Origin of the sequence: Pseudomonas sp. YuFO8 (genome assembly GCF_035065025.1) — a bacterium.
Classification (GTDB): Bacteria; Pseudomonadota; Gammaproteobacteria; order Pseudomonadales; family Pseudomonadaceae; genus Aquipseudomonas; species Aquipseudomonas putida_AE.
Window position 1 is genome coordinate 135321 of the sequence record NZ_JAXDEQ010000009.1, and the last position, 15935, is coordinate 151255.

Here is a 15935-nt window from a genome sequence, read left to right on the forward strand (position 1 = left end):
AAACCGGGCCGGCAATGCGTTGCCGGTCCACTCAGCAAAGGCTCCGAATCCCCATGTCCGATCGTTTCGAACTCTTCCTCACTTGCCCTAAAGGCCTTGAAGGCCTGCTCATCGAGGAAGCCGTCGGGCTTGGCCTTGAGGAAGCGCGTGAGCACACTTCTGCCGTGCGTGGCATGGCCACCATGGAAACCGCTTATCGCCTGTGCCTGTGGTCGCGCCTGGCCAACCGGGTGCTGCTGGTCCTCAAGCGTTTCCCGATGAAAGACGCCGAAGACCTCTACCACGGCGTGCTGGACATCGAGTGGCAGGACCACATGCTCAATGACGGCACCCTGGCCGTCGAATTCAGCGGTCACGGCTCCGGCATCGACAACACCCACTTCGGCGCCTTGAAGGTCAAGGACGCCATCGTCGACAAACTGCGCACCCCGCAGGGCGACCGTCCATCCATCGACAAGCTCAACCCGGACCTGCGTATCCATCTGCGCCTGGATCGCGGTGAAGCGATCCTCTCGCTCGACCTTTCCGGCCACAGCCTGCACCAGCGCGGCTATCGCCTGCAGCAAGGTGCGGCGCCGCTGAAGGAAAACCTCGCGGCGGCGATCCTGATCCGTTCCGGCTGGCCACGCATCGCCGCTGAAGGCGGCGCCCTGGCTGACCCGATGTGCGGTGTCGGCACCTTCCTGGTCGAAGCGGCGATGATCGCTGCCGACATCGCGCCGAACCTGCGCCGCGAGCAATGGGGTTTCACCGCCTGGCTCGGCCACGTGCCGGCACTGTGGAAAAAGCTCCATGAAGAAGCCAGTGAACGTGCGGCGGCCGGCCTGGCCAAGCCACCGTTGTGGATTCGCGGTTATGAAGCCGACCCGCGCCTGATTCAACCAGGGCGCAACAACGTCGAGCGTGCCGGCCTGAGCGAGTGGATCAAGATCTACCAGGGCGAAGTCGCGACCTTCGAGCCGCGTCCGGACCAGAACCAGAAAGGCCTGGTGATCTGCAACCCTCCGTACGGCGAGCGTCTGGGCGACGAGGCGAGCCTGCTCTACCTCTACCAGAACCTGGGCGAACGCCTGCGTCAGGCGTGCCTGAACTGGGAAGCGGCGGTGTTCACCGGCGCCCCGGACCTGGGCAAGCGCATGGGTATCCGCAGCCACAAGCAGTATTCGTTCTGGAACGGCGCCTTGCCGTGCAAGCTGTTGCTGATCAAGGTATTGCCGGATCAATTCGTCACCGGCGAACGTCGTACCCCGGAACAGCGTCAGGCCGAGCGTGAGCAGGCGGCCTACGACCAGGCGCCGAGCGAGCCGCAAGAGCGCCAGTACAACAAGAACGGCAACCCGATCAAACCGACGCCGGCACCGGCACCGGTGATCGAGCAGCCGCGCCTGAGCGAAGGCGGGCAGATGTTTGCCAACCGCCTGCAGAAAAACCTCAAGGCGCTGGGCAAGTGGGTCAAGCGTGAAGGCATCGACTGCTATCGCGTCTACGATGCCGACATGCCGGAATACTCCATGGCCATCGACCTGTACCACGACTGGGTCCACGTCCAGGAATACGCCGCACCGAAATCCATCGATCCGGAGAAGGCCTCGGCGCGCATGTTCGACGCCCTGGCGGCGATCCCGCAGGCCCTGAACGTCGACAAGAGCCGCGTGGTGGTCAAGCGCCGCGAGCGTCAGAGCGGTACCAGGCAGTACGAGCGCCAGGCCGCCCAGGGCAAGTTCGTCGAGGTCAACGAAGGCGGGGTGAAGCTGCTGGTCAACCTCACCGATTACCTCGATACCGGGTTGTTCCTCGACCACCGGCCGATGCGCATGCGCATCCAGAAAGAGGCGGCCGGCAAGCGCTTCCTCAACCTGTATTGCTACACCGCCACGGCCAGTGTCCATGCGGCCAAGGGCGGCGCGCGCAGTACCACCAGCGTCGACTTGTCGAAAACCTACCTGGACTGGGCGCGTCGCAACCTGTCGCTGAACGGTTTCTCCGACAAGAATCGCCTGGAGCAGAGTGACGTGATGGTCTGGCTGGAAGCCTGCCGTGAAGAGTACGACCTGATCTTCATCGACCCGCCGACTTTCTCCAACTCCAAGCGCATGGAAGGGATCTTCGACGTGCAGCGTGACCAGGTGCAACTGATCGACCTGGCCATGGCGCGCCTGGCACCGGGTGGAGTGCTGTACTTCTCCAACAACTTCCGCAAGTTCGAGCTCGAGCCTAACCTCAGCGAGCGCTACGCGATCGAAGAGATCACCGCCCAGACCATCGACGCGGATTTTTCCCGTAACACCAAGATCCACCGTGCATGGAAAATCACTGCCCGTTGATGGGGTGAATGGCACTGTAGGCGCCGGCTTGTCGGCGAAGGCGATTTCAGGATCGCCTTCGCCGACAAGCCGGGCCCCACGGTACTGGTCAAATTAGTGGCTAATAGCTATAACTCAACTCATGGCCAATGGGCTTTCCCGCACCTGGCGTTTTGAGTTGCGTCTATGTCGTTGCACGCCGTGCGCCCCAAGATCCTGGGTTTTATCAGCGAAGATGTCTCGGCCGGGCTGGTCGCGCTCATGGTCTTGCTCATCGGCGGGACTCTCACGGCATTGCTCGCCTGGTCGACGCTGAACCTGTTTCACCATCAATTGCGCCAGCGCTTCCAGTTGCTGGCCAGCGAACGCTACAGCCGTATCGAAGAACGCTTCCAGGATCAGGAACAGCGCCTCGATGGCCTGCGCCGGTTCTTTGCCAACTCCGATGCGGTCTCCCGCGCGGAATTCGACGGCTACACCCAACCCCTGTTGCACCGGACCCAGGCGTACTCGTTTGCCGAACGGATCACTCGCGACCAGCGACCAGCCTTCGAGCGCCGGGCGCGCGAGGAGGGCTTGGGCGAGTTCACGCTGCGCGAACTGAATGCCGACGGCCAGTTGCAAGTGGCCGGCGAGCGGGATGAGTACGTAGCGGTGTTGTATAGCCAGACACAGAGCAAACTCGGTGCGCCACTGGGCTATGACTTGCTGGCACAGCCCTTGCGTCGCGCCGCGCTGGAACGGGCCGAGCAGCGCCGGGGCATGGCCGTGTCGCAACCGCTGCACCTGGTCAATATCGAGCCGGCTTATGCGCGAGGCGTACTCTTGGTTGCCCCGGTCATGCTGCGCAGTAGCGCCGCCGACGCAACGGGCAAGCCGTTCGGTTATGTCATGGCGGTGATCAGCATGCGCCAGTTGCTGGCGGACGGTCTGCCGGAGGTGGACCGTGATTATCTCTCGGTGCGCATTCTCGACCTGTCCACCGATGAGCAGCATGAGGTGTTGTTTCAATCGCCCAATGCGCCCGCGCTCAGTGACCTGTCCGCGACTCGCCTGTTACGTCTGGCCGACCATGATTATCAGGTCGACATCCAGCCCAGCGAGGCTTTCCTGCGGGCCAATCACTCTTCGGTGACCACGCTGATGGTGCTCGGTGGCTTGCTCAGCGTGTTGCTCAGCGCATTGCTCTATGTGCTGGTCAGTCAGCGGCAACGGGCGCTGAAAATGGTCGAGCAAAGGACCGAGGAGCTGCGCGCCCGCGAACAGGAGCTGCGCGGCACCCATGGCCAGTTGCGCGGGGTGCTGGATGCCGCGACCCAGGTCGCGATCATCGCCACGGACCTGCGCGGGGTGATCAGCACCTTCAATGCCGGCGCCGAGCACATGCTCGGTTATACCGTCGCCGAAGTGGTCGGGCGCATGACCCTGGAAAACCTGCACTTGCCCCGGGAGCTCGCGGTACGTTCGGCAGAATTGAGTGCCTGTTACGGCAAGCCGGTACCGGCCTGTCATGCGATGCTGGTCGAGGGGCGCGTCGAGGGCGGCCATGAGGCGCGGGAGTGGACGCTGGTGCGTGGCGATGGCAGCCATCTGATCGTCAACATGCTGGCCACGCCGGTGTTCGATGAGCAGGGCCTGTGGGTCGGGCACCTGGCAATCTGCATCGACATCACCGAACGCAAGCGCGTGCATGAGGCCCTGGCCGCACGGGACCTGTTGTTGAAGAAACTCAGCGCCCATGTGCCTGGCGGGATCTACCAGTTCAAGATGGAGTTCGACGGGCGCTTCAGCGTGATCTACGCCAGCGACGGCATTCGCGAGATCTATGAGCTGGAGCCGGACGTGCTGCTGCTCAACGCCGAAGCGATTTTCACGCGGATTCATCCCCAGGACACCACGCGCGTGCGTGCCTCGATCCGGGACTCGGCCGAAACCCTCAGCCACTGGCGCGAGGAATACCGCGTGCAACTGCCCCAGCGCGGCCTGCGTTGGGTCCGCGGCGAGGCGACCCCGGAAGAACTGCCCGGCGGCGGCGTACTCTGGCATGGCTACATCTCGGACATTACCGACACCAAGCGGGTGGAAGAAGAACTGCGGGCGCTGTCGGTCACCGACGCCCTGACCGGCATCCACAACCGCCGTTATTTCCAGGAACGCCTGACCACCGAGATGGCCCGGGTGGAGCGCGGGGGTGGCGATCTGTCGGTGATCATGCTCGACATCGACCACTTCAAGCGCATCAATGACCAGTACGGCCATGCCGTGGGCGATCGGGTGTTGCAGGCGGTGTGCGAACGGGTTGGCCATCGGCTGCGGCGCACCGATGTGTTCTGCCGCCTGGGCGGTGAGGAGTTCATGGTCCTGTGCCCGGACATCGGCGGCGAGCAGGCCCATCTGCTGGCCTTGGAGTTGTGGCAATGCCTGCGCAGCGCGCCGATCGATGAAGTCGGCGTGGTCACCGCCAGTTTCGGCATTGCCAGCTGGCGTGAGGGCGAGGGCGCGGATGCGTTGTTGTTGCGGGCGGATTCGGGGGTGTATGTGGCGAAGCAGGAGGGCAGGGATCGGGTGCAGGGCGAAATGAACTGACCCGGGTGAACGCAGCCCCTGTAGGAGCCAGCTTGCTGGCGAAGGCGCAGGCAGATTCAGCATGGAGGTGCCTGGTCGTACGTCTTCGCTGGCAAGCCAGCTCCTACAGGGGGGTGGTGTTTTTATAGAACCGAAGCGGTCTGCGCCAGTTTCGGCTGGCGATACAGGTCCAGCAGCACCTGGTCGAGCACCGACGACGCACCAAACGGTGCCTTGTCGTTGAGGATCGCCACCACCGCCCAGGTGTTGCCGTTGACGTCGCGGCTGAAGCCGGCGATTGCTCGCACGGTGTTCAGGGTGCCGGTCTTGACGTGGGCTTCACCGCGCATGGCGGTGGTCTTCAGGCGTTTGCGCATGGTGCCGTCGGTGCCGGCAATCGGCATCGAACTGATGTACTCGGCGGCGTAAGGGCTGCGCCAGGCGGCTTGCAGCATCGACGCCATTTCCCGGGCACTGACGCGTTCGGCACGGGACAGGCCGGAGCCGTTCTCCATCACCAGGTGCGGCGCGGTAATGCCTTTCTTCGCCAGCCACTGACGCACCACGCGCTGGGCGGCCTTGGCGTCGTCGGCGTCGGCATCGGTGCGGAACCTCTGGCCCAGGCTCAGGAACAGCTGCTGGGCCATGGTGTTGTTACTGTATTTGTTGATGTCGCGGATGATTTCCGCCAGATCCGGCGAGAATGCCCGCGCCAGTACCTTGGCGCCCTTCGGTGTCGGCGCCAGCACATCCTTGCCCTGGATGCTGCCGCCCAGTTCTTTCCAGATCGCGCGAACGGCGCCGGCGGTGTAGGTGGCGTGGTCCAGCAACGACAGGTAGGTCTGCGAGCTGCAGCCTTCGCCCAACTGGCCGCCGACCGTCACGGTCACGCTGCCATCGGGCTGGGGCACCGGGTTGTAGCGCACACCACCGGTGCATTGCTTGGAATTGAGCGCCTTGACCTGGTTTTCGATGCGGATGCTGGCGATCGGCGGCTCCACCGAGACCAGCACTCTGCCCGAGTCATTGCGCGCAACGAAACGCAGGGCCTTGAGGTTGACCAGCAACGCATCGGGCTTGACCAGGAACGGTTTGTTGTCGTCGTTGCCGTCGTCGTTGAATTCAGGCAGTTGCGGTTGCACGAAGAAGTTCTTGTCCAGCACCAGGTCGCCGGTGACCTGGGTCACGCCGTTGGCGCGCAGGTCGCGCATCAGCAGCCAGAGTTTTTCCATGTTCAGCTTCGGATCGCCGCCACCCTTGAGGTAGAGGTTGCCGTTGAGGATGCCGCCGCTGAGGGTGCCATCGGTATAGAACTCGGTTTTCCACTGGTGATTGGGGCCGAGCATTTCCAGGGCCGCGTACGTAGTGACCAGCTTCATGGTCGACGCCGGGTTGACCGAGACGTCGGCGTTGAAGATGGTCGGGGTGCCGGGGCCGTTGAGTGGAATCATCACCAGCGACAGGGCGTTGTCCTGCAATTTGCTGGCCTTGAGGGCTTTTTCGACATTGGGCGACAGGCTGGTATTGATCGGTTCAGCGGAAACGGGGAGGGCCAGGGGGAAAAGCAGGCCGGCCAGGAGCAATGGACGCAACGATTTGATCATGTACATAAAACCCTACAGCCGAGGGGGAAATAAAGACGAGGGCATGAAGATAAATTCCCTCAGTGGTCATGAAAGTGTCGGCATTATGCCCCAAGGTGCCACGGCTTGTGCCGTGCGCGGGGCCACCAATGGGCTATTTTTTACCGACGGTAGGCGTTGCGCCCCAGAGAGTCGGGCAATTGGCGGCTTAAACTGCTAAAGTGCGGCCCGTTATTACTTAAGAGGATTGTTCCAATGGCGACTAACCGCTCCCAGCGTCTGCGCAAAAAACTGTGCGTTGATGAATTTCAAGAGCTGGGTTTCGAACTGAACCTGGATTTCAAGGAAGATCTGTCCGAAGAAGCCATTGATGCCTTCCTCGAGGCGTTCCTCAAAGATGCCATGGAAGCCAACGGTCTGGGCTATGTCGGCGGTGATGACTACGGTCTGGTTTGCCTGATCAAGCGTGGCTCGGTCAGCGCTGAACAACGCGCTGCCGTTGAAGCCTGGCTCAAAGGCCGCACCGAGCTGACCAGCGTTGAAGTCAGCCCGCTGCTGGACGTCTGGTACCCGGAAAAGCCGATCAATCCGGTAGCCTGATGTTATAAAAAAACGGCGACCATTGAGTCGCCGTTTTTTTTTGGGAAGATCAAAAGATCGCAGCCTTCGGCAGCTCCTACATTGGAACGCGATCCCCTGTAGGAGCTGTCGAGTGAAACGAGGCTGCGATCTTCAGCCTTTACGCCAATTCAGAATCACCAGCGTCACCACCCCCGCCACAATCCCCCAGAACGCCGAACCGATGGAAAACAGCGTCAGCCCCGATGCCGTGACCATGAAGGTGATCAGCGCCGCTTCACGCTCCTTCGCTTCGCTCATGGCGATGCTCAGCCCGTTGATGATCGAACCGAACAACGCCAGTGCGGCAATCGACAGCACCAGTTCCTTGGGCAGCGCGGCAAACAAGGCTGCCAGCGTCGCGCCGAACACGCCGGCGATGCCATAGAAAATCCCGCACCAGACCGCCGCCGTATAACGCTTGTTGCGATCCTCATGGGCATGGGGCCCGGTACAGATCGCCGCGCTGATGGCGGCCAGGTTAATCCCGTGGGAACCGAAGGGCGCCAGCAGCAGCGAGGCGATGCCGGTGGTGGTGATCAGCGGCGAAGCTGGCACGTTGTAGCCGTCGGCGCGCAGCACGGCGATGCCCGGCATGTTTTGCGAAGTCATCGCGACCACGAACAACGGGATGCCGATACTGATGGTCGCGGCGAGGGAGAAGTGCGGTGTGGTCCAGACCGGCGTGGCCACTTCCAGGTGGAACGCGCTGAAGTCCAGCAGCCCCATGAGGCCGGACAAGGCCGTGCCGATCAGCAATGCGCCCAACACGGCATAACGCGGCGACAGGCGCTTGACCACCAGGTAGGTGAAGAACATGCCCAGCACCAGCGCAGTGCGATGCTGCGCTGCGACGAAAATCTCGCTGCCGATCTTGAACAGGATCCCCGCCAGCAATGCCGCCGCCAGGGACGCCGGAATCTTTTTCACCAGGCGTTCGAAACTGCCGGTCAGCCCGCAGATCGTCACCAGCAGCGCGCAGGTAATATAGGCACCGATGGCTTCGCCGTAGGTCACGCCCCCCAGGCTGGTGATCAACAAGGCCGCGCCCGGGGTGGACCAGGCAATGGTGATGGGGGTGCGGTAGCGCAAGGACAGGCCGATCGAGCACACCGCCATGCCAATGGAAATCGCCCAGATCCACGACGAAATCTGCCCGCTGGTCAGCCCGGCAGCTTGCCCGGCCTGGAACATCAGCACCAGGGAGCTGGTGTAGCCGGTCATCATGGCGATGAACCCGGCGACGATGGCCGATGGAGAGGTATCGGCCAAGGGGCGCAGTTGGGTATGCGTGGCGTCGTTCATGACGGCGGTGTTCCTTTATACGTATGAAGATGTCCGCTGCAACACTGAACCCCTGTGGGAGCGGGCTTGCTCGCGAATGCGGTCCGTCAGCTACATTAATGTCTGCTGACACGCCCTCTTCGCGAGCAAGCCCGATCCCACAGGGATTGCGAACAAAGGCGGATTCTGCGAACAAGCCTAAACTCAAACGTAATGTATTGTTGCCATACAGCGGATGTGACAAACAGCCGTACAGTCGTGTTGGCACTAACCATTGTGTACAATCGCAGTAATTTTTTACGCGATACTTGCCAGCGACCCACTGTGCCGTATTACAGTCACCGTCAATTCGCCGCAGTTCTTCCGACTCGAGTGCCCATGAACGAACAGTTGCAACCCCTAAAGAAACAGCCGCGAGCAGGCAAAGCCGGCCGCAGCGGAACCCAGGACGATATTGTCTACGCGCATATCTTCGAGGCCATCCTCGAACAGCGCCTGGCGCCCGGCACCAAGTTGAGCGAAGAAGCGCTGGGGGAAATTTTCGGGGTCAGCCGCACCATCATTCGCCGCGCGCTGTCGCGCCTGGCCCATGAAAGCGTGGTGTTGCTGCGGCCAAATCGCGGCGCCGTGGTTGCCAGCCCGAGCGTCGAAGAGGCGCGCCAGGTGTTCATGGCCCGGCGTCTGGTGGAGCGGGCGATCACCGAGCTTGCGGTCGAGCACGCCACCGCCGAACAGATTGCCGAGTTGCGGCAGATGGTCAACGACGAGCGCGACAGCTTTTCCCGTGGCGACCGGGGCGCCGGCATCCGCCTGTCGGGCGAATTCCACCTGAAACTGGCCGAAGCGGCGAAAAACGCCCCGCTGATCAGCTTCCAGCGCAGCCTGGTGTCCCAGACTTCGCTGATCATTGCCCAGTACGAAAGCGGCAACCGTTCCCACTGCTCCTACGACGAGCACACCCAGTTGATCGACGCCATTGAAAAGCGCGACGCGGAACTGGCGGTGAACCTGATGATGCATCACATGGATCACATCGACAGCAAACTCAATCTCGATGAGGAAAGTGCGTCGGATGATTTGCATGCGGTGTTCTCGCATTTGTTGCAGACCAAGAAGCCGGGGCGGTCGCCGGCGAAAATCTGATGGACCGCGTCGCGCCTATCGCCAGCAGGCTGGCTCCCACAGGATTTTGTGTCGAATGCAAAATTTGTGATCACTGAAGATCAACTGTGGGAGCCAGCCTGCTGGCGATGGCGGCAGGACAGGCAATAAAAATCCCCCGGGCTGAAAAGCGACGGGGGATTTTTTATGCCCGAAAAACCTTACCGCTGATGCACCAGATTCCCCGCCGCATAAGTCTGCAACACAGTCCGGTCATCCCCCAGGGTCATCAGCACAAACAACGTCTCGGCAATGTTATTGGCCTGCTGCAGGCGATAACCCAGCAGCGGCGTGGCGTTGTAGTCCAGCACCAGGAAGTCTGCATCGCTGCCCGGCTGCAGGTTGCCGATCCTGTCTTCCAGGCGAAGTGCACGGGCGCCGCCGAGGGTCGCCAGGTACAGCGACTTGAACGGGCTCAGGCGCGCGCCTTGCAGTTGCATGACCTTGTAGGCTTCGTTGAGGGTTTGCAGCAGCGAGAAACTGGTGCCGCCACCCACGTCAGTGCCCAGGCCGACGTTCAGCTTGTGCTTCTCCGCCATCGGCAGGTTGAACAGACCGCTGCCGAGGAAGAAGTTCGAGGTCGGGCAGAACGAGATGGCCGAACCGGTTTCCGCCAGTCGCGCGCATTCGTCATCGCACAGGTGCACGCCGTGGGCGAACACCGAGCGCTCGCCGAGCAATTGGTAGTGGTCGTAGACGTCCAGGTAGCCCTTGCGCTCCGGGAACAGTTCCTTGACCCACTCGATTTCCTTGAGGTTTTCGCTGATGTGGGTCTGCATGTACAGATCCGGGTATTCGGTCAGCAACTGGCCGGCCAGGGTCAGCTGTTCCGGGGTGCTGGTCGGGGCAAAACGCGGGGTGACCGCATAGTGCAGGCGACCCTTGCCGTGCCAGCGCTCGATCAGCGCCTTGCTTTCCAGGTAGCTGGATTCGGCGGTGTCGGTCAGGTAGTCCGGGGCGTTGCGGTCCATCATCACCTTGCCGGCGATCATGCGCAGGTCCAGCTGCTCGGCGGCTTCGAAGAACGAGTTCACCGATTGCGGATGCACGCTGCCGAACACCAGCGCGGTGGTGGTGCCGTTGCGCAGCAGTTCCTTGATGAAGATGTCCGCGACCTGGTCGGCGTGGGCCTTGTCGGCGAACTGGCTTTCGCAGGGGAAGGTGTAGGTGTTGAGCCAGTCCAGCAGTTGCTCGCCATAGGCGCCGACCATGCCGGTTTGCGGCAGGTGGATGTGGGTGTCGATGAACCCGGGGGTGATCAGCGCATCCTGGTAATGGGTGATCTCGATATCGGCCGGCAGGGTTGGCAACAATTCACTGGCGTGGCCGAGGGCGCTGATCTTGCCGTTGTCGATCACCAGCAAGCCGTCCTCGAAATACTCGTACGAGGCTTCGATCCCGACTTCGGCAGGGTCGGCGATGCTGTGCAGAATGGCGGCGCGGTAGGCTTTGCGAGTCAGGGGCATGATTATTCTCTATTTATGAAGCTCATCAATTGGAGGCTTTCAATTTTGTCGCCTGACTGCGGCGTGAAACGGGCAGCAGTTTGGCAATCGGTTCGGCGCTGGACGTTTGCTGACCGAAATTGGCGTTGTAAGTGGCGATGATCTCGCCGGCGATGGAGATGGCGATTTCCACAGGCAGTTTGCCTTTGACTTCGCCGATGCCCATCGGGCAGCGCATGCGTTGCACGACGCCGCTGTCGAAACCGCGGTCGCGCAGGCGGTGTTCGAATTTCACCCGTTTGGTCTTCGAGCCGATCAGGCCGAAGTAGGCAAAGTCGTTGCGCTTGAGGATGGCGGCGGTGAGTTCGAGGTCGAGTTGGTGGTTGTGGGTCATGACGATGCAGTAGCTGCCGGCGGGCAGGTCGTCGATTTCGTCCACCGGTTCCTCGCTGACGATCTTGCGCACGCCGTGGGGGATCTGTTGCGGGAACTCGTCTTCGCGCGAATCGATCCAGCGCACCCGGCAGGGCAGGCTGGCCAGCAATGGTACCAGCGCACGGCCGACGTGGCCGGCACCGAATACGGCGATCTGCGCCTGGACCTGGCCCATCGGTTCGAACAGCAGCACGGTAGCGCCACCGCAGCACTGGCCCAGGCTGGCGCCGAGGCTGAAGCGCTCCAGATGGGTGTCCTGCTTGCCGCTGGCGAGCATCTCGCGGGCGATCTGCATGGCCTTGTATTCCAGGTGCCCGCCACCGATGGTGTCGAAGGTCTGGCGGGCGCTGACGACCATCTTCGAACCGGCATTGCGCGGCGTCGAGCCGAGCTCTTCGATGATGGTCACCAACACGCAGGGTTCACCCTGGTTTTGCAGGTCGGCGAGGGCGTCGATCCAGTTGTACATGTTTCACCTCAACATCTCTGTTGTCTGTCCCGGCCTCATCGCCAGCAGGCTGGCTCCCACATTGGAATGCATTCCCCTGTGGGAGCCAGCCTGCTGGCGATTGGCCGCGCCTCGGTATCAGAGCGGAGCCAACTCAACCTCGGTTTCGGCCGCCTTCGCCACCTTCAACTGGCGCATCTGCTCACACCCCCACAACACCCGCTCCGGCGTCGCCGGCGCGTCGATTTTCGGCTGATGCTTGTAATCACCCAGACTGGCCACCGCATCCTTGATCGCACACCACGCGGCGATGCCGAGCATGAACGGCGGCTCGCCCACGGCCTTGGAATGGAACACCGTGTCTTCCGGGTTCTTGCGGTTTTCCACCAGCTTCACCCGCAGGTCCAACGGCATGTCCGCCACGGCCGGGATCTTGTAGCTGGCCGGGCCGTTGGTCATCAGCTTGCCCTTGTTGTTCCACACCAGCTCTTCCATGGTCAGCCAACCCATGCCCTGGATGAAACCGCCCTCGACCTGGCCGATGTCGATGGCCGGGTTCAGCGAGGCGCCGACGTCGTGGAGGATGTCGGTGCGCAGCATCTTGTACTCGCCGGTCAGGGTGTCGATGATCACCTCGCAGCAGGCGGCGCCAAAGGCGAAGTAATAGAACGGACGGCCGCGGGCCTGGCTGCGGTCGTAGTAGATTTTCGGCGTCTTGTAGAACCCGGTACTCGACAGCGACACCTGGGCGAAATACGCCTGCTGGATCAGCGCTTCGAAGGTCAGGATGTGATCGCGAACCCGTACGTGGCCGTTGTGGAACTCCACGTCTTCTTCGCTGACCTTGTACTGGCGAGCGGCGAATTCCACCAGGCGTTGCTTGATGGTCTCTGCGGCATTCTGCGCAGCCTTGCCGTTGAGGTCGGCGCCACTGGACGCAGCGGTCGGCGAGGTGTTCGGCACCTTGTCAGTGTTGGTCGCAGTGATCTGCACGCGGTCCATTTCCACCTGGAACACCTCGGCCACAACCTGCGCGACCTTGGTGTTCAGGCCCTGGCCCATTTCGGTGCCGCCGTGGTTGAGGTGGATGCTGCCGTCGGTGTAGACGTGCACCAGCGCACCGGCCTGGTTGAGGAAGCTGGCGGTGAAGGAGATGCCGAATTTCACCGGGGTCAGGGCCAGGCCCTTTTTCAGGATCGGGCTGTTGGCGTTGTAGCGGCGGATCGCTTCGCGGCGCTCGGCGTACTGGCTGCTGGCTTCCAGTTCGGCGGTCATTTCCTCGAGCATGTTGTGCTCGACGGTCTGGTAGTAGTGGGTGACGTTACGCTCGGTCTTGCCGTAATAGTTGGCCTTGCGCACCGCCAGCGGGTCGAGGGCCAGGTGCCGGGCGATGGCGTCCATCACCTCTTCGATGGCGACCATGCCTTGCGGGCCGCCGAAGCCACGGTAAGCGGTGTTCGAGGCGGTGTTGGTCTTGCAGCGGTGACCATTGATGGTCGCGTCGCCCAGGTAGTACGAGTTGTCGGAGTGGAACATCGCGCGGTCGACGATCGATGCCGACAGGTCCGGCGAGCAGCCGCAGTTGCCGGCCAGTTCCAGGGCAATCCCGTGCAGGCGCCCGGTGCTGTCGAAGCCGACGTCGTATTCGACATAGAAAGGGTGACGCTTGCCGGTCATCAGCATGTCTTCGACCCGCGGCAGGCGCATCTTGGTCGGCTGGCCGGTGAGGTGCGCGATCACCGCGCACAGGCACGCCGGGCTCGCCGCTTGCGTCTCCTTGCCGCCAAAGCCGCCGCCCATGCGGCGCATGTCGACGACGATCTTGTTCATCGACACGTCCAGCACTTCGGCCACCAGCTTCTGCACTTCGGTGGGGTTCTGCGTGGAGCAGTAGACGATCATGCCGCCGTCTTCGGTGGGCATCACCGAGGAAATCTGGGTTTCCAGGTAGAAGTGTTCCTGGCCACCAATGTGCAGGGTGCCCTGGATGCGGTGCTCGGCGGTGGCCAGCGCCGTGGCCGAATCGCCGCGCTGATGGGTGTGGCTGTCGAGCACGAAGTGGCGCTTGCGCAAGGCTTCGACCACGTCCAGCACCGGCTCGAGGTCTTCGTATTCGATGATCGCGGCCATCGCCGCCTTGCGTGCGGTTTCAAGGTCTTTCGCGGCGACGGCGAGCACCGGCTGGCCGACGAACTGCACGTCGTCGATGGCCAGCAGCGGGTCACCCGGCAGCAGTGGGCCGATGTCTTTCAGGCCCGGCACGTCTTCGTGGGTGATGGCGATGCGCACGCCTTCGAAGGCGTAGCACGGCTGGGTGTCGATGCTGATGATCCGGGCGTGGGCGCGGTCGGACAAGCGGGCGTACACGTGCAGCTGGTTGGGAAATTCCAGGCGATCGTCGATGTACTGCGCTTCACCGGACACATGCTTGGCCGCGCTGTCGTGTTTGACGCTGCGGCCGACACCGGTGGTCAGGTCCTTGGCGAACAGTTCAGCCAGTTCGGCCTGGGTCTTCTCTACGGCGTGATGGTTAGACATAAGCGGTCACCCGAGTCTCGATGTGCGGCGTTTGCAGTTCGATGAAGTATTTGCGCAGCAGGTTCTGTGCACTGAGCAGGCGATATTCCTTGCTGGCGCGGAAGTCCGACAGCGGCGTGAAATCTTCCGCCAGGGCAGCGCAGGCACGTTCAACGGTGGCGCTGTTGAAGGGCGCACCGATCAACGCGGTTTCGCAACTGTTGGCGCGCTTTGGAATGGCCGCCATGCCACCGAACGCCACGCGGGCATCGGCGATCACACCGTTTTCCAGGCGCAGGTTGAACGCCGCGCACACCGCGGAAATGTCATCGTCCAGGCGCTTGGACACCTTGTAGGCGCGGAACAGCTGTTCGACGCTGGCGCGCGGCACGATGATCTTCTCGATGAACTCGCTTTCCTGGCGTGCGGTGACGCGGTAATCGATGAAGTAATCTTCCAGCGCCAGGGTGCGGCGGGTATCGCCCTTGCACAGGACGATCTGCGCACCCAGGGCAATCAGCAGCGGTGGCGAGTCGCCGATGGGCGAGGCGTTGCCGATGTTGCCGCCCAGGGTGCCCTGGTTGCGGATCTGCAAGGAGGCGAAGCGCTGCAGCAGTTCGCCGAAGTCCGGGTACTCGGCCTTCAGGGCTTCGTAGCAGTCGGAGAGGGCGGTGGCGGCACCGATTTCCAGGCGGTCGTCGAAGCGATCGATGCGCTTCATTTCGGCGACGTTGCCGACGTAGATCATCACCGGCAGGGTACGGTGGAACTGGGTCACTTCCAGCGCCAGGTCGGTGCCGCCGGCCAGCAATCGGGCTTGTGGATAAGCGTCGTACAGGTCGGCCAGGTCGGCCACGGTCAGCGGCACCAGGCAGCGCTTGTCACCGCTGTTGAGTTCGCCGATGTCGGTCGGCGCGATGGCCTTGAGTCGGGCGATGGTCTGGGCTTCATTGGCATCGAACTGATCCGGTTGCTTGGCGCAGCAGGACTGCTCGGCCGCTTCCAGGATCGGCCGATAACCGGTGCAGCGGCAGAGGTTGCCGGCCAGGGCTTCGTGGGCCTTGTGCTGATCCGGTGCGTCGCTGTTCTTTTGCAGGGCAAACAACGACATCACGAAACCCGGGGTGCAGAACCCGCATTGCGAACCGTGGCACTCGACCATGGCCTTCTGCACGCTGTGCAGCTCACCCTTGTGCTTGAGGTCTTCAACGCTGATCAGTTGCTTGCCGTGCAGGGACGACACGAAGGTCAGGCACGAGTTGAGGCTGCGATAACGAATGCGATCGCGGCCGTCGTCATCGGTCTGCAGCTCGCCGACCACCACGGTGCACGCGCCACAGTCACCGCTGGCGCAGCCTTCTTTGGTGCCGGGTTTGCCCACATGGTCGCGCAGATAATTGAGCACGGTCAGGTTCGGGTCCAGGGCGTGCTCGCTACGGAGTTCCTGGTTGAGTAAAAACTGGATCACGGAAGGCCTCGCAGACTCATTATTGTTGTTAACCGCCATGAACCGAATTTAGCAGGTCTGACTTTCCGGTCAATGATTTTCTGACTTAAAGGTCAGGAAAATGCATTT

Annotated in this window: 10 protein-coding genes; 4 read left to right on the plus strand and 6 right to left on the minus strand. The window is 62.2% G+C overall.

The genetic code is table 11. The features are described 5' to 3' along the window. The first annotated feature begins 53 nt into the window (after positions 1-53). Positions 54-2324: a bifunctional 23S rRNA (guanine(2069)-N(7))-methyltransferase RlmK/23S rRNA (guanine(2445)-N(2))-methyltransferase RlmL gene (rlmKL, locus tag SOP95_RS10845; RefSeq protein WP_274073185.1), complete on the plus strand. Its 2271-nt coding sequence runs from the start codon at positions 54-56 to the stop codon at positions 2322-2324. A 165-nt stretch (positions 2325-2489) separates the two neighbouring features. After that, positions 2490-4889 (plus strand): sensor domain-containing diguanylate cyclase, encoded by a 2400-nt coding sequence (locus SOP95_RS10850; RefSeq protein WP_323607093.1) that lies wholly within the window; start codon positions 2490-2492, stop codon positions 4887-4889. Positions 4890-5011: 122 nt separating this feature from the next. Here the strand turns inward: SOP95_RS10850 and dacB are convergent, their stop codons facing one another. Further along, a complete protein-coding gene (gene dacB / locus SOP95_RS10855) occupies positions 5012-6472 on the minus strand; it encodes a D-alanyl-D-alanine carboxypeptidase/D-alanyl-D-alanine endopeptidase (protein WP_323607094.1) in 1461 nt (486 codons plus the stop codon). A gap of 234 nt (positions 6473-6706) precedes the next feature. Here dacB and SOP95_RS10860 point away from each other — a divergent pair, with 234 nt between their 5' ends. Then, positions 6707-7051: a YggL family protein gene (locus SOP95_RS10860; protein ID WP_274073188.1), complete on the plus strand. Its 345-nt coding sequence runs from the start codon at positions 6707-6709 to the stop codon at positions 7049-7051. Positions 7052-7183: 132 nt separating this feature from the next. Here the strand turns inward: SOP95_RS10860 and SOP95_RS10865 are convergent, their stop codons facing one another. After that, on the minus strand, positions 7184-8374 hold the full coding sequence (locus SOP95_RS10865; RefSeq protein ID WP_323607095.1) for a benzoate/H(+) symporter BenE family transporter: 1191 nt from the start codon (positions 8372-8374) through the stop codon (positions 7184-7186). A 357-nt stretch (positions 8375-8731) separates the two neighbouring features. Between SOP95_RS10865 and SOP95_RS10870 the strand changes: the two genes are divergently transcribed. Beyond that, a complete protein-coding gene (locus SOP95_RS10870) occupies positions 8732-9496 on the plus strand; it encodes a GntR family transcriptional regulator (RefSeq protein ID WP_046816196.1) in 765 nt (254 codons plus the stop codon). 179 nt (positions 9497-9675) lie between these two features. Here the strand turns inward: SOP95_RS10870 and guaD are convergent, their stop codons facing one another. From guaD to xdhA, 4 genes are all read right to left on the minus strand, one after another. Next, positions 9676-10980, minus strand: a complete 1305-nt coding sequence (guaD, locus tag SOP95_RS10875; protein WP_274073190.1) for a guanine deaminase — start codon at positions 10978-10980, stop codon at positions 9676-9678. A 25-nt stretch (positions 10981-11005) separates the two neighbouring features. After that, the gene (xdhC, locus tag SOP95_RS10880) at positions 11006-11863 is read right to left on the minus strand and encodes a xanthine dehydrogenase accessory protein XdhC (RefSeq protein WP_274073191.1); all 858 of its coding nucleotides are present in this window, start codon (positions 11861-11863) and stop codon (positions 11006-11008) included. A 117-nt stretch (positions 11864-11980) separates the two neighbouring features. Then, the gene (xdhB, locus tag SOP95_RS10885; protein ID WP_274073192.1) at positions 11981-14380 is read right to left on the minus strand and encodes a xanthine dehydrogenase molybdopterin binding subunit; all 2400 of its coding nucleotides are present in this window, start codon (positions 14378-14380) and stop codon (positions 11981-11983) included. Next, on the minus strand, positions 14373-15827 hold the full coding sequence (gene xdhA, locus SOP95_RS10890; RefSeq protein WP_274073193.1) for a xanthine dehydrogenase small subunit: 1455 nt from the start codon (positions 15825-15827) through the stop codon (positions 14373-14375). The genes xdhB and xdhA overlap by 8 nt, the downstream gene beginning before the upstream one ends. Positions 15828-15935: the final 108 nt, after the last annotated feature.

Coding starts and splice junctions, on each gene's coding strand:
- rlmKL (WP_274073185.1), top strand. CDS start 54: ATGTCCGATCGTTTCGAACTCTTCCTCACTTGCCCTAAAGGCCTTGAA.
- SOP95_RS10850 (WP_323607093.1), top strand. CDS start 2,490: ATGTCGTTGCACGCCGTGCGCCCCAAGATCCTGGGTTTTATCAGCGAA.
- dacB (WP_323607094.1), bottom strand. CDS start 6,472: ATGATCAAATCGTTGCGTCCATTGCTCCTGGCCGGCCTGCTTTTCCCC.
- SOP95_RS10860 (WP_274073188.1), top strand. CDS start 6,707: ATGGCGACTAACCGCTCCCAGCGTCTGCGCAAAAAACTGTGCGTTGAT.
- SOP95_RS10865 (WP_323607095.1), bottom strand. CDS start 8,374: ATGAACGACGCCACGCATACCCAACTGCGCCCCTTGGCCGATACCTCT.
- SOP95_RS10870 (WP_046816196.1), top strand. CDS start 8,732: ATGAACGAACAGTTGCAACCCCTAAAGAAACAGCCGCGAGCAGGCAAA.
- guaD (WP_274073190.1), bottom strand. CDS start 10,980: ATGCCCCTGACTCGCAAAGCCTACCGCGCCGCCATTCTGCACAGCATC.
- xdhC (WP_274073191.1), bottom strand. CDS start 11,863: ATGTACAACTGGATCGACGCCCTCGCCGACCTGCAAAACCAGGGTGAA.
- xdhB (WP_274073192.1), bottom strand. CDS start 14,380: ATGTCTAACCATCACGCCGTAGAGAAGACCCAGGCCGAACTGGCTGAA.